We start from the raw sequence: 13,397 nt of genomic DNA, 5'->3' as shown, positions 1-13,397 counted from the left end.
GTGGAAAGCTGCAGTAAGCAGACATTAGGTCGCCGCGGGCAGGTGCTTCAAATAAAAACGATACCAGTTGCCGCAGATAAAGCCCTCCACGTCCTCCTCGCTGTAATGCTTCTGCAGTAAATTGACCAGATCATGATATTTCCCCGCATGCTCCAGACCGACGATCTTTTCACGGATACCGTCAAAATCCGAGCCCAGCCCGATATGCCGGCGGCCCCCAAGGGAGCAGATATGGTCGATGTGCGCGAGCAGCCGGTCCATCGTTACCGGTTCCTCCGCATGGACAAAAGGCGGCACAAAGGTGACCCCGATGACTCCGTCCGCCCGGATGATGGAGCCAATCTGCTCATCGCTCAAGTTTCTGCGGCGCGGGCATATTTTGCCGGCATTGGAATGGGAGGCGATGAGCGGCTTCGCGGACAGCGACAACAGCTCCCAGAACGCTTTTTCCGAGAGATGGGACACGTCCAGGATCATGCCCAGACGGTTGCATTCCTGAATCAGCTGCCGACCTTTCTCGGTCAACCCCGCTCTCCTGGACTCCATGACGCCGTCCGCCGCCCAATTGGCGTAATTCCAGGTGATGCCGATACTCCGGACGCCCAGATGATGCAGGATCCGCACATAGGCCAGGTTTCCCTGCAGCGCATCGACTCCTTCAAGCGATAGCAGCGCCCCGGTCAAGCCGTTCTTCTCTGCGTATTCGAGGTCTTCCTTGGACCGGATAAAATGGATGGGGCCGCTTGCAAGCACCTTCTCATGAAACAGATCAATGCTCTCCAGCACATAACGAAACTCCCCGGCATACTTCTCAGGCAAATAGACAGCAAAATTCTGGAACCCGATGCCAGACTTTTGCATGCGTTCCAATGTGACATCCAGCAAATCCTGTTCGTGCCCAAAATCCAGCTGCGGATGCTCGAGCAGTTTGCTCAGCACATCGCAGTGGGCGTCAAATATGGTCACCGGTCATTCCTCCGTTCTTCTTGAACCTGCCGCGATAGGAATAAGAAGGCACAGGGCGATGAGGCGCAGTAACGGATGGTTCATCGTGGTCTTGATTGAGGGAAGATAAAATATCGGATATCAGTTCGTGATGAGGCGACCACTGGCAGACAGGATCCGCCTGCCGGGCGTCACCGGCCAACAGGTAAGCTTGGCAGCGGCATCCGCCGAAATCGCGGAAACGGTGTTCACAGCTCCGGCAGGGCTCCGCCATCCAGTCGAAGCCGCGGAAGCTGTTGAATGCTGCGGATTCCCGCCATATCCATTCGAGGCTCCGCTCTTTAACGGATTCGAAGGTCAAGGTCTGAATGCTGGATGCCGCGGTGCAGGGCAGCACGGTTCCGTCGGGCGTCACCGTCATCGAAATTTCGCCCCACCCGCCCATGCAGGGTTTTGGGAAATCCTCATAGTAATCCGGGAGAACCCAGATCAGTTCAATCTGGCGGTCAAAGCGCGCTTTGGCCCGAAAAAAAGCTTCCTCAGCCGCCGCGAGCTGCGCTCTGGTCGGCAGCAGATGCTGGCGGTTAAGCAGCGCCCAGCCGTAGTACTGGGTATTCGCCAGCTCCAGCCGTCCGGCTCCCCATGACACACACATCTCAATGATTTCCTCCACGAGGTGGATATTTTGCCTGTGCAGGACAGCGTTCATATGTAAGGGGATCCCCGCCTCCCGGATCAAGGCAGCCGTTTTCTTTTTGAATTCGTGGGCCCGGGAGCCGGCAATCGCATCCGCCAGGCCTGGCTCGGACGCCTGTACGCTGAGCTGCATGCTGTCGACCCCTGCGTCCGCCAGCTGCTGCATGCGTTTCTCTGTCACGCCGACCCCGCTGGTAATGACATTCACAAAAAAGCCCAGTTCGCGGGCCTGCCGGATCAACTGGTCCACGTCCGGTCTCATGAGCGGCTCACCGCCTGTCAGGTGAAGCTGCACGACCCCGAGCTCACTGGCTTCCGTGAATACCCTGATCCATTCCTGCGTGCTCAGCTCTTGCTCCCTTTTGGCGAGCTCTACCGGATTCGAACAGTAGGCGCAATGAAGGGGGCACCGGTGGGTAATTTCCGCCGACAGGGCATACGGTATGCTTACGGACACTTTTCGATCCACCCCCGCTCAATGGCTTGCGTGAGAAACTCGAGAACATCCTCCTGCAGATTGGATTGATTGTATTTCTCCTCTAGCTCCCCAATGATTTGGTGAGCCGACCGCGTCCCGTCACACAGCCAAAGAATGGCCCCGGCCGTCGGATTCAGGTTGACGACGCGTTCGGGGAGCAGGAGCATATCGGTTTGCCTGGCTTTATCGAACTTCAGCCGTGCGGGACTTCGCAGCCTGAGCTGCTCTGACGGCCCCCAAGCGATCATCGCTGTGCCTCCGCATCGGGATACGCCAGACTTAACGCATCCAGAATGGCCCAGAGGACATCGCATTTAAAGTGCAGGGCGGATATGACCTGCTCCTGCTCGCCGCGGTCTTTGCATTCGCGCAGAACGAGTTCCAGACCGTGATCCGCGTCACGCGGTGCCTGATGCAGCCTCGCCTGGAAATACTCCAGTCCTTCCGGACGGATCCATGGATACAGCTGTTCAAACACGGCGATTCGCTGGGTGATGAGGACGGGAGCGAACAATTCCGTCAAGGAGGAAGCTACGGCAATGAGCCACGGCTGCATCCGGCAGAAGTTCACGTAGGCATCGACCGCAAACCGGACGGCGGGAAGGACATGGCGCTCATCCAGCATCTCCTCTCTCGGAATGCCGACGGCTTCGCCAAGACGGATCCAGGCTTCGATCCCTCCTTCGCTCCCATCTGTTCCGTCATGGTCCACAATGCGCTGTATCCAGTGACGGCGCTCTTCCCTGGAGGGCAGCTTCGAAAGGATGATGGCATCCTTGACGGGAATATTTTTCTGATAATAAAACCGGTTCGCTACCCAAGCCCGAAGCTGCTCGGGACTCAGCTTTCCTTCATGCATGCGTACGTGATAAGGATGCTTGTCGTGATAGCGCTGTTCCCCGACCTGGCGCAGCCTCATCGTTAATTCTTCGTTCGAGAGCAAATGCTTGTTCATGTCAGACCTCCAATTCCAATCCGTCATAACCGACCTCGATCCCCAGCTCCCGGAGCCTGCGATTCTCCGCAGAAGCCTCGTCAAGGATCGGATTGGTATTGTTGATATGGATGTAAATTTTTCGCCCGGCCGATAGACGGGAAAGGTGCTCCAGGCTTCCACCCGGTCCGGCAATGGGGACATGCCCCATATCGGATGCCACCAATCCGGAAATATCCAGCCGCCGAAGCTCATCCGAATGCCAAAAGGTGCCGTCCACAAGGACGCAGTCGGCTTCTTCCAATTGGGTATGAAGCTCGTTCGACCAGGATTCGACACCGGGTGCGTATACAGCAGTCCCTCCGGTCCGCTGGTCTACCATGCGGTAGCCTACGACCCAAGGGGATGTGGACACCCCATCCGTATGGGGATTCCGAAGGACGGACGCATACCTCGGCGGCTTGGAGCCCAGGAAGAACGGATATACCATTACTCTGCCCCCAAATAGTGGAAAAGATTCCTGCGGCCGGACTTCGAGCCACCGGTATGAAGCATAGGGCTCCAGGATTTGCCTGACCGGGAAGGCTTCCATCAGGGCGTCCAATATGGGGGCCGTGGCGTAAACGTCGATTGCCGAGGACTCCCTTAAGTGGAGGAGGCCCATCGTATGATCCAGCTCCCCGTCCGTCAGCAGCACGGTTGAAATAGGCGAATGCCGGATCGTGGAACCCGGAGCAAGCTCGGCATGGACCTCGATCTGTGCACCGATATCCGGCGTGGCATTGATGAGAACCCAATCCCTGCCATCATCGCTGACGGCCAGCGAATTATGCAGCCGGGCATGTAATGAGGGATCCTTCATCCGCACGCGGCGGCAGTTCGGACAGCCGCAGTTCCACTGCGGGAAACCTCCTCCCGCCGCCGATCCCAGCACCTTCAACAGCATATTCCTACCCCCTCAAAAAAATAGATGCCGGATTGCTCCGGCATGGTTCGTCACTTCTGATACGCGTATGCGGTCACCTCTGCACAAACCTCAATGACTTCAAAATCGGGTTTAACCCACATGCCGCCACCCCCTTTGATGAAATATCCCACCATGCCTGCCAGTAGAGAGCATAAGTCTGTTTAATCATATGTTGTATTTTGGCATTCTATAACACGTAACCATGCGAAGGGGTGTTCTCTTAAGCGTTCTCTCCCGAAGTCAAAATTCGCGAGGTTCGCAAATGCGCTTCGCAGACGGCAGCAAAAAAAACGGCATGCCTCAGCATGCCGCTTCCCTTCTGTGACGCCAGTTATTGCCCCAGCTTGGAATACCAATCGTTCACTTCGTTTGTCATTTGGTCGCCGCCCGAAGACTTCCAGGTTTCGACGAATTTATCAAACGCATCCACGCCTTGCTTGCCGTAGATAATTTCGTTAAAGGTCTGGTTTTCGATTTTATTCAAATAGTCCAGCTTGGATTTCATAGTTGCCGTGGTCGGGCCGGTGTACAGGTTCGGATAAGCGATGTCCTTCTGGGACATCAATACCTTGGCCGCTTCCGGCGTATCCAGACCGTAGTTGAGCTTCACTTCTTTTTCCAGGCGGGTTGTCGCTTCCTTGCCGTCCGCCAGGTTCAGCAGCGCCTTCATCTGCGCGTCTGGAATCCGTGCCCCGTCGCGCACCAGCAGGTAGCGCAGGCTGTTCACGAATCCGCCAGGGATGTCCTCATACCGGAGCGGTTTGCCGCTGGCGTCCAGATCGTAATCGTATCCCTTGAAGAGGCCGTTGTCGAACACGCCTCCCGGCTGGGAATTGGCCAAATTGTCGAACATGTAGTTCTGGTAGGTAAAGAACGCTTCCGGATGCTTCATGTCCTTGTTGATCAGCGTCACGCCGTTCGTGAACAGGGTGCCGTGGCGCCCGGCTTTCCCGTCCGGCCCGGCCGGCAGGGCAATCGGCTTCCAGACCGCCGTCTTGACGTTCTTCACCGTGTCGCTCAGCGGCCATCCGCTCATCCAGTAAGGTCCAGGGATGATTCCGGCTTTGCCGGCGACGGCCGGTTCGGACGTCTTGTTCTCATCCCAGAGCGCCGCTTCCTTCGGAATATAGCCTTTGGTGAACCATTCGTTCAGCTTTTGCAGACCCGGCTTCATGCCCGGGTTGATCGAGCCGTACTCCAGCTTCCCGTCCGCGCCTTTGTTCCACTGCTGCGGGATGGTGCCATAGGCGCCGAAGATCCAGGACGGATCACCCATCCAGGTATTCATCGTGGTCTTGAATCCGATGCTCAGCGGGATGACCTCGTCCGGCTTCAGGCCGTCCGGATTGTTGTTTTTGAAGGCGTCCATGACCTTCTCCAGCTCATCGACCGTTTTCGGCGCGGCAAGTCCCAGCTTGTCGAGCCAATCCTGGCGGATCCACAGCAAATAATCGTGGTTGTAGGCATAATCGAGCACCGGGATCCCCATTCTTTTGCCATCGCGGATATAAGGGTTCCATACGTTCTTGTCCTGATCCATCGCCTGCTTCCACGTGTCGTTGGCATACTTGTCGAACAACGCGCCCGTATCCTGGAACATGCCCGAATCGATCAGGTCCTGCGCCAGCTGCGCATCGCCGACGGTGACCACATCCGGCATTTCCTGGCCGGAAGACATCGCCAGCCGGAGCTTGGTTGCAAATGCGCCGTTCGTATTGGTCACTGACCACAGCGATTTGATCTCGATGCCCAGCGTGTCCTTTGCCCACTTGGTAGCCACGTTATTTTCGATCGACTCTCCGTTCTTGAACTTCAGCTCCGGATCGACGCCCCATACCGTGCTGATCGTCACCGGCGGGTCGTATTTGTCTTTATAAGCGTTTTCATTTTCGACTGCAGCCGGCGGGTTCTGGGCCGAATCCGCAGAAGTTCCTCCTTTGGACCCCGCGCATCCGGTGAACAGCGCGCTGACCAGCACCAGGCTGCATGCAAGCGTCAATGCCTTTTTCGTATAAGCCTTCATGTCGCTCCCCCTTAAATCTATATTTCTTCTACATGTTTCATTATAGAGGTGCCCCAATCGGCGTCCTATGTCATTCTCCGAACATTTCTGCACCTTTTGCAACCTGTTACTGGTCCCGGAATTCGTTTGGATTCAGCCCGTAATGCTTCTTGAACATTTTGCTGAAGTACTGCGGGTTTTGGTATCCGAGCTCGGCGGTAATCTCGTATATTTTTTTGTTCGTTTTCTTCAGCAGATAGAGCGCCCGTTCCATCCGCATCCGGATAATATAATCGCCCAGGCTCTCGCCGGTTTCGGCCTTATAGATTTTGGACAAATAGACCGGATGCAAAAAGACTTTGTCAGCAATCGTCTTCACCGACGTGTCCTGCCCCAAATCGCGGGAGACGAGCTCCTGCACTTGGTGGATAATGTAGCTGCGTGTATATTGATCGCTGGCTGACAGCTCCGTCCGGAGCTTATCCAGCATCCGCAAAGCCCAGCTTCGCAGCTTGTCCAGCGACAGAATCATTCCCTGGTCATGGACCAGGTCAAAGCCCGACTGGTCGACTTGATAGGCAAACTGACCCTGCTTGTGCACCATATACATGAACGCATTCGTCATCAGCAGATACACCTCGTACAGATGCTCACGGGAGTAGCTCGCCCCTTCCAAATCGGCAAAAACCTCGTCAAGCTTGTTCCGCGCGGCATCCCACTGCTTGGACTCCAGCAGGTGAATCAGCGTCGGCGGCTTGTACAGCGATTCCATCGATTGGACCGGGCTGACAGGCTGTGACCGTACATCATCGAGGTACAGGATGCCCCCGGACTCGCCGCCGCCGGACATCATAAAGGAACCGAGACCGGCCCGGTAAGCCTGGGCGATGCCGTCCGGGAACGGAAACCAGTCGGTGATGACCAGCGTGATATCGCCCTTCAAGTAACTGCTCACCTGCGTGCGGAAGTTTTCCGCAAGCCCGTGAAGCTTCGCTTTGCGGCGCTTCTCAAAATCCGGCAGCAGCTCAATGCCCTCCCGGTAAGAGGTTTTCAGCGCGGCCGCCAGCACCAGACAGTCATGGGGCGCCTTGCAGCCCCACACATGAAATGCCTCCGCAAGCGTCTCCTCTGCGATGTTGCCCACCGCGTACTCCATCAGCGCCATCGAATGGTGGTCGTAATGGGCAAACTGCCGTCCGAGCTGGACGAGCAGCAGCACGGCGGGTTCGCCGACCTGCAGCGGAATTTCGTACTGGGCCAGCTTGTCCGCCACAGTCCGGTGCGACCAGGTCCGGCCCAGCACCAAATCGTGCATCAGGCTTGCTTTCAGCACGCCGGAATCCGATTTGATGGCGTACATTAACTGATGCACCTTTTCCGCCGCCTCCCACTCGTCCTTCAAAGATTCGATCGCATTCGACAAGCTGAGAATGAACTCCTCGTCGTTCACGGGCTTTAAAATATAATCAAACGCCTGCAGCTGCAGTGCCTTCTTGGCATATTGAAAGTCCGAATATCCGGTCAGCACCATGCAGCGGATATGCGGCCAGTCCTGCTGAATCCGCTCAATCAGCTGCAGGCCGTCGGTTTCCGGCATCCGAATATCCGATACGACGATATCGATGGACTGCTCGGACAGAACGGCCAGAGCCGCCTCGGCAGAGTCGGCTTGATAAACCTTGGCAATCCCCAAGTCGTCCCACGGGATCGTGGCTTTAATGCTTTCGGTGACATAGGATTCGTCATCCACCAGTAAAATTTCAATCATTCCATGTTCCCCCTTACCTGCTGCCCGTTCGTATATTGGTATGCTCAATGGGCCAGTGGAGCTCTACCCGGACGCCGCCCAGACCGGACTTTGCGAAGCGGAGCCCGGCGGTGTCGCCATAATGGATCAGCATGCGCTGCCGCACGTTCCACAGCCCGCAGCCCATATCCTGGCTCATCGGCAGGGTCAGGGAACGGCGCAGCCCCTCCATCTGCTCTTCCGTCATGCCGCGGCCGCCGTCTTCGACGATGATACGCATTTCACCGGGTCCGACTTCACCGGCGATCCGCACGCTGCCTGCGCCGGACTTTGGCTCGATTCCATGCAGCACCGCATTCTCCACCAGCGGCTGGACGACCAGCAGCGGTACTTCCCATTTGCGCATCACCTCAGGGATATCAACAGCAAATTCGAGCTGAGGCTTGCGCATCTTCTGAATCTCCAAATAGCTGCGGACAAAATCCAGCTCTTCCTGCAGCGGGACGACATCCCTCTCCTGCCGTGTCGTGTAACGGTAATAGTTCGACAGGTTGTGAGCCATCGCCACCACGGCCTTCATGTCCCCGAGCTTCGCCATGCTGGAAATGAAGGAAAAGCAGTTGTAGAAAAAATGCGGATTGATCTGCGATTGCAGCTGCTTCAGCCGCGCCTCCCTGACGTGGATCCGCTCCATATACACGTTCTCGAACAGCTCCTGAATCTGCCCGACCATCGAGTTGAAGCGCTGGAACACGAAGCCGAATTCATTGTTGCCCTTGGCCTCCAGCCGGACGGAATAATCCTCGTGCTGCAGCTTCTTGAACGCCAAAACGAGCCGCTTCACCGGAACCTGGACCTGGGCATACAGCATATAAGCCGCCAGACAGCTAAGCAGCAGCGTCAAGCCGACGGAAACATAAAACAGCCGGTTCGACTGCTCGATCGGCGCAACGATTTCCTTCAGCGGCACGTAGTCGATCAGGTACCAGCCGGTGGTGTCCGAAGCGGCGATGTTGACCAGATAGGTCTCGCCGTCCAGCTCGAGCCTCCGGTTCTCCGCCTTCTTCAGCGGCTCCTGCCGAAGCTGCCGCAGGATGGAGTCTGTCAGCGGCCGATCCGCCGACCGGTTATAGATCACGCCCATGTCCGGCCTGTAATAGATCGGGTCGCGCCGACCGTCGCTTTTGAACTTGTCCAGCATGTTCTGGATATTGCTGCTGTCAAACTGCAGCTCGATGATCAGATTGGCGTCTTCGGGATGGCTGAAGGAAGAATACGGATACGCCGTGAACAAGGAGAACGAATAATACGCCTCGTCCCCTTTCCCCATCTTTTTCACCTGCCAGCCGGGCCTCATCCGCTTTTTCAAATCGTCGTTATCGTACGCTTCCACGTCGTTGTCCGACACCATCCGCCCCAGCGACGGGGAAAAAATGTAGAGCTTCGTTTTCCAGTCCGACGAGCTTTCCTGAATGTTCAGCTTCGTCTGGATCCGTTTCACCAGGTTAATCATGTCGAGATTGAAATACTCACTGTTCAGAAAAACGTCCTTAAATCCGAAAATATCGGGATCCTGGATCAGCAGGGTCGGCCACAAGGAAAAGCGCTCGATGTTCGTGTTGACCTGCGTCTGGAAAAAGTTCAGCTGGTTGGCGCTCGATTGGCTGAGCTCCGTCCCCAGCACTTCCGTGCTCGTACGGTTGGAATAGAAGTAAAGGCCCACGATCGGAACAAGCATCATGACGAGCAAAAGCACCATTTTACGGAATAATGTATTTCTGGGCACGGCAGTTCACACCTTACGCATATTTTTAAAGTCATGGATCAGCAAGACGTATGTCTTTGTCAGAACATGTCTAAAAGCATCATCATTATACTGGAAACGGATGCATGCGAGTAGCGTTCTTTTCACCAAAGAAGAAGCCCCACCTGCCTTAAGTGAACCCGCCATGAAACGCGTGATCAAATGACCGGATGAATCGGAGAGCCGTTCTCTTATTATTGTAGGGAGCCTGCTCCGCCCCGAAAATGGTTCATTCTTCAACAATTCAGCACTTTTCGCAACCAAACGGATGTAGAACGGCATAGCTACGCCCGATATGAGGTCAAAAAAAAGCAGGCCGCTGTTTGCGGCCTGCCCTTGATACTCCGGAGTCAGCTTAGATGCCCGGAATCGAATTGCGCTTATGTGCGGTACGCTTATAGTAGCTCTCCAGGCGCTCCTTCGCCTTCGGGCTCACTTCCTTGCCTTCCAGATAGTCGCTGTTCTCGTCATAAGTAATGCCGAGCTCGCCTTCGTCCGTCTGGCCTTCCCACAAACCGGCGGTAGGCGCCTTGTCCAGAATCGCCTGCGGCACGCCAAGGTAGCCGGCCAGCTGGCGGACCTGACGCTTGTTGAGCGTGCTGAGCGGCGTAATGTCCACCGCACCGTCGCCCCACTTCGTGTAGAAGCCGGTAATGGCTTCGGAAGCATGGTCCGTTCCCACGACGAGCAGGTTCAGGTCAAATGCCAGCGCATACTGCATCACCATGCGTGTTCTCGCCTTGATGTTCCCTTTGCCCTGCGGGGTCAGGTGGCGGTGGATGCCAATTTGCTTGAGCCCATGCTCCGCTTCCAAGGCAATTTCGCCGACGGCATCCTCGATATTGGTCTCAGCCTTATATTTCAGGTTAAAAGCTTCCGCCACCGCGTAGCTGTGCTCGATATCCTCCTGAACCGCATAGGGCTGGAACACGCCCAGCGTCATATATTCCTTGCCTTCCTCCTCGCTGAGCTCGTCGGTCGCCCGTTTGCACAGGCCGGTCGCCACGGCGCTGTCGATCCCCCCGCTGATGGCGATGAGCAGTCCTTTCGCCCCTGCGCTCTTCACATAGGATTTCAGGAAATCCACCCTTTTCCGGACTTCGCTCTCCACATCGATCGCCGGCTTCACGCCAAGGGCCGCAATAATTTCTTCCTGCAAACTCACGATAAGCACCTCTCTTGAACAGAATAGTCGATTAAATACGGTGTGATTTCAAACACAAAAGCCCCGTACGTATCGGATGTCCGAATACCCGGGGCATTATGTACGAGGTGCGCCGATTAACGGCACACCCGGTCAAACGCTTCGATCAGATCGTCGGCAATTTCTTGGGCCGAACGGTCTTCGATTTGGTGACGCTCAATAAAATGAACAAGCTCCCCGTCCTTCATCAGGGCGATGGATGGAGAAGACGGCGGATACGGAGCGAAATACTCGCGTGCTTTCGCGGTCGCTTCTTTATCCTGTCCGGCAAATACCGTAAACAGATTGTCAGGCACGATGTCATGCTGCAAAGCCTGAGCTACGCCGGGACGGCATTGGCCGGCGGCACAGCCGCACACCGAGTTAACGACAACCAGCGTGGTGCCTGGCGCGTCCGGAAGGTGAGTCTCCACTTCTTCCGCGGTTCTAAGTTCCTTAATGCCGAGGCGCGTCAGTTCGTCACGCATCGGTTGAATCATATCCTTCATATATCTGTCAAAAGACATGGCCATTCCCTATCACTCCTTGGATACAAAATATCAATGGACAAGCTCATAACAACATCCGCTGTTAATACTCCTATTATACATCCATAAGGGTCGAAATCAAGAGAAGCAGCGGCCTTGCGGGCTGTCAGATCATTCCCGCCCACGAATCCGAAACCGGGAACTGAATGGTGAAAGCCGTCCCCTTTCCCTCCTCCGATTCTACCGAGATTTTGCCGTGATGGCGCTCCACGATGCTGAGACAAAGGGCAAGACCGAGCCCGGTTCCTTTGGCTTTGGTCGTAAAGAACGGCTCGAACAGCCGCTCCTGCCTGCTCTTGGCGATCCCCATCCCCGTATCCTTGATGATCAGCTCCACAAAGGAGTCGTTCAGTCTCGTCTCGATCGTCAGCTGCCCTTTTTCCTCCATGGCTTCCATGCCGTTGCGCGACAGGTTCAGCACCAGCTGCTTGATTTCCTTGGCGTTCAGGCTCAGCTCCGGGACCCTCTCGTCCAGGATCAGCTCGATCGTCTGTCCGCGCAGATTTGCATCCGCCCACAGCAGTGGGCTTAAATCGCTGATGATCGTATGCAGATGCCATTGTTCTTTCTCAGCGATACGGTTCTGGGCAAGGGATAAAAAGTCGTTGATAATACCGTTCGCCCGGTCCAGTTCCTCCATGACGATCCGGTAGTAATGGTCGAGCGCTTCCGGGCTCTTCTCCTTCATCAGCTGCAGGAAGCCCCGGACGACGGCCATGGGATTGCGTATTTCATGGGTGATGCTGGCCGCCATCTGACCGACAAGGCTGAGTCTTTCCACATTCTCCAGCTCGCTTCGCAGCCTCGCCAGCTCGGTCACGTCCTGAAAAGCGAGGACCGCTCCGATAATGGCACCTGTATGTGTATTCGTTAATGGTGATGTGCTTATGTAGTAGTTATGCGTTCCGATGCGGATCAGCTCATTGCCCAGCTTCTTGCCCTGAAGCGCCTGAACGATCCGGTAGTTGATGTAGTCTTGACCCATAATATCCACGAACATCGTGACAGGGTAGCCGAGCACGTCCTGCTTAGTAAGGTCGGGGTCCTTCGTCTTGACCAGGTTCATCATCGTGTCGTTGATGCTTGTGATATTGCCGGCATGATCGACCGAAACCATCGAAATGGGCGTGGCATCGATGACCTGCTGCAGCTTCTCCTCTTCCCTGAGATATTTCTCGGAGATGCCCATAACCTGCTCCTTCAGCCGCAGCTTCTCCAGAGCAAATTCAATCATATACACCAGAGTACCCCCGGTGAACATACTGGTTAATATATAGAAGAGAACGATCAGCACCAGCCCTGCATCGGTTAAATTCAGGTTGGGAGATTCGATAATCGGGGCGGCCGTGATCAATAGCATCGCAGGCATAAGGCACAGCCACAGCTTGTTGATCTTCTCGGTGAGCGGCCCTTTCCGGAACTTTGGGGACATCCAGATCAGAAGAGGGTATAGCGGTAATCCGGTATGCAGAAACAAACCGAGAACCGTCCAATTGGGATTAAAGATGAAGTCGCACAGAAGGCACAGCCCCGCCAGAGGCAGGCCCGTCTTATATCCTCCATATAGCATCCCGATAAACAGCGGCAGAATGCCCAGGTTTAATGGAATGTAGTTAAAAATGGAGGTGGAAAACATCGAGCAGAGCAAAATCGTCAGAGCGCTGGACAAAATAATGACAAGATCAAAATCCATGGCTTCCATTCGCTTTCTACGCCTAAAAACCCGGACATATTTGTCCAGTCCCATTGGGAAGAGAAAAGCGAAGGAACCGGCCATAAGTACCTGTGTTATAATGTTTTTCAGTGCGTAAATAATCGCCAATCCCTCCTCCCCGCCAGGGCAGGTATGTGTAGTTCCCAATACGAATCTTTAGTGATTGCAGCTGGTTCTTCTTGCCGTTCGAGTGAAAGCGATTCATTACAGGTTTAACGGACTACAAGGAATAGGAAGATGTACCGCTGTTTTATGATAAAAGACGATTTCCTTTTGATTAAATCACAGCCAACACGATATTACAATATATCCTGATATATCCTAAAAAAGGACACACGAAACAGGAAAATAGACTGTCGTAAAAATAAAGGAGATTAAC

12 protein-coding genes are annotated in these 13,397 nt (G+C 55.1%); all 12 read right to left on the bottom strand.

What is annotated here, in order from left to right:
- Positions 1–24: 24 nt before the first annotated feature.
- Entirely contained in the window at positions 25–966 is a 942-nt protein-coding gene (locus ABID47_RS21095; protein WP_354499608.1) for a dipeptidase, read from the bottom strand.
- The gene (pqqE, locus tag ABID47_RS21090; RefSeq protein WP_354499606.1) at positions 953–2,098 is read right to left on the bottom strand and encodes a pyrroloquinoline quinone biosynthesis protein PqqE; all 1,146 of its coding nucleotides are present in this window, start codon (positions 2,096–2,098) and stop codon (positions 953–955) included. Before pqqE ends, ABID47_RS21095 begins: the two co-directional genes overlap by 14 nt.
- Positions 2,089–2,367 carry a pyrroloquinoline quinone biosynthesis peptide chaperone PqqD gene (gene pqqD, locus ABID47_RS21085; RefSeq protein WP_354499604.1) on the bottom strand — a complete coding sequence of 93 codons (279 nt, stop codon included), beginning with the start codon at positions 2,365–2,367 and terminating at the stop codon, positions 2,089–2,091. The genes pqqE and pqqD overlap by 10 nt, the downstream gene beginning before the upstream one ends.
- Positions 2,364–3,074: a pyrroloquinoline-quinone synthase PqqC gene (pqqC, locus tag ABID47_RS21080; RefSeq protein WP_354499602.1), complete on the bottom strand. Its 711-nt coding sequence runs from the start codon at positions 3,072–3,074 to the stop codon at positions 2,364–2,366. The genes pqqD and pqqC overlap by 4 nt, the downstream gene beginning before the upstream one ends.
- 1 nt (position 3,075) lies before the next feature.
- Positions 3,076–3,999 (bottom strand): pyrroloquinoline quinone biosynthesis protein PqqB, encoded by a 924-nt coding sequence (gene pqqB, locus ABID47_RS21075; protein WP_354499600.1) that lies wholly within the window; start codon positions 3,997–3,999, stop codon positions 3,076–3,078.
- Between the two features lie 50 nt (positions 4,000–4,049).
- A complete protein-coding gene (gene pqqA / locus ABID47_RS21070) occupies positions 4,050–4,121 on the bottom strand; it encodes a pyrroloquinoline quinone precursor peptide PqqA (RefSeq protein WP_354499730.1) in 72 nt (23 codons plus the stop codon).
- 230 nt (positions 4,122–4,351) lie between these two features.
- The gene (locus tag ABID47_RS21065) at positions 4,352–6,043 is read right to left on the bottom strand and encodes an extracellular solute-binding protein (protein ID WP_354499598.1); all 1,692 of its coding nucleotides are present in this window, start codon (positions 6,041–6,043) and stop codon (positions 4,352–4,354) included.
- A gap of 106 nt (positions 6,044–6,149) precedes the next feature.
- Positions 6,150–7,790 (bottom strand): response regulator, encoded by a 1,641-nt coding sequence (locus tag ABID47_RS21060; RefSeq protein WP_354499596.1) that lies wholly within the window; start codon positions 7,788–7,790, stop codon positions 6,150–6,152.
- A 13-nt stretch (positions 7,791–7,803) separates the two neighbouring features.
- The gene (locus ABID47_RS21055) at positions 7,804–9,555 is read right to left on the bottom strand and encodes a sensor histidine kinase (protein WP_354499594.1); all 1,752 of its coding nucleotides are present in this window, start codon (positions 9,553–9,555) and stop codon (positions 7,804–7,806) included.
- 373 nt (positions 9,556–9,928) lie between these two features.
- Positions 9,929–10,738, bottom strand: a complete 810-nt coding sequence (gene nadE / locus ABID47_RS21050) for an ammonia-dependent NAD(+) synthetase (RefSeq protein WP_145138144.1) — start codon at positions 10,736–10,738, stop codon at positions 9,929–9,931.
- Positions 10,739–10,854: 116 nt separating this feature from the next.
- Positions 10,855–11,289 (bottom strand): BrxA/BrxB family bacilliredoxin, encoded by a 435-nt coding sequence (locus ABID47_RS21045; protein WP_076175886.1) that lies wholly within the window; start codon positions 11,287–11,289, stop codon positions 10,855–10,857.
- Positions 11,290–11,410: 121 nt separating this feature from the next.
- Positions 11,411–13,006, bottom strand: a complete 1,596-nt coding sequence (locus ABID47_RS21040) for an ATP-binding protein (RefSeq protein ID WP_354499591.1) — start codon at positions 13,004–13,006, stop codon at positions 11,411–11,413.
- Positions 13,007–13,397 lie beyond the last annotated feature (391 nt).

This window comes from Paenibacillus favisporus (assembly GCF_040545415.1).
GTDB lineage: Bacteria > Bacillota > Bacilli > Paenibacillales > Paenibacillaceae > Paenibacillus_AQ > Paenibacillus_AQ favisporus.
The sequence above is the reverse complement of the archived record's forward strand: the minus strand, read 5'-3'. Positions and strand labels throughout refer to the sequence as shown.

Coding starts and splice junctions, on each gene's coding strand:
- pqqD (WP_354499604.1), bottom strand. CDS start 2,367: ATGATCGCTTGGGGGCCGTCAGAGCAGCTCAGGCTGCGAAGTCCCGCA.
- pqqC (WP_354499602.1), bottom strand. CDS start 3,074: ATGAACAAGCATTTGCTCTCGAACGAAGAATTAACGATGAGGCTGCGC.
- pqqB (WP_354499600.1), bottom strand. CDS start 3,999: ATGCTGTTGAAGGTGCTGGGATCGGCGGCGGGAGGAGGTTTCCCGCAG.
- ABID47_RS21065 (WP_354499598.1), bottom strand. CDS start 6,043: ATGAAGGCTTATACGAAAAAGGCATTGACGCTTGCATGCAGCCTGGTG.
- ABID47_RS21060 (WP_354499596.1), bottom strand. CDS start 7,790: ATGATTGAAATTTTACTGGTGGATGACGAATCCTATGTCACCGAAAGC.
- ABID47_RS21045 (WP_076175886.1), bottom strand. CDS start 11,289: ATGGCCATGTCTTTTGACAGATATATGAAGGATATGATTCAACCGATG.
- ABID47_RS21040 (WP_354499591.1), bottom strand. CDS start 13,006: ATGGAAGCCATGGATTTTGATCTTGTCATTATTTTGTCCAGCGCTCTG.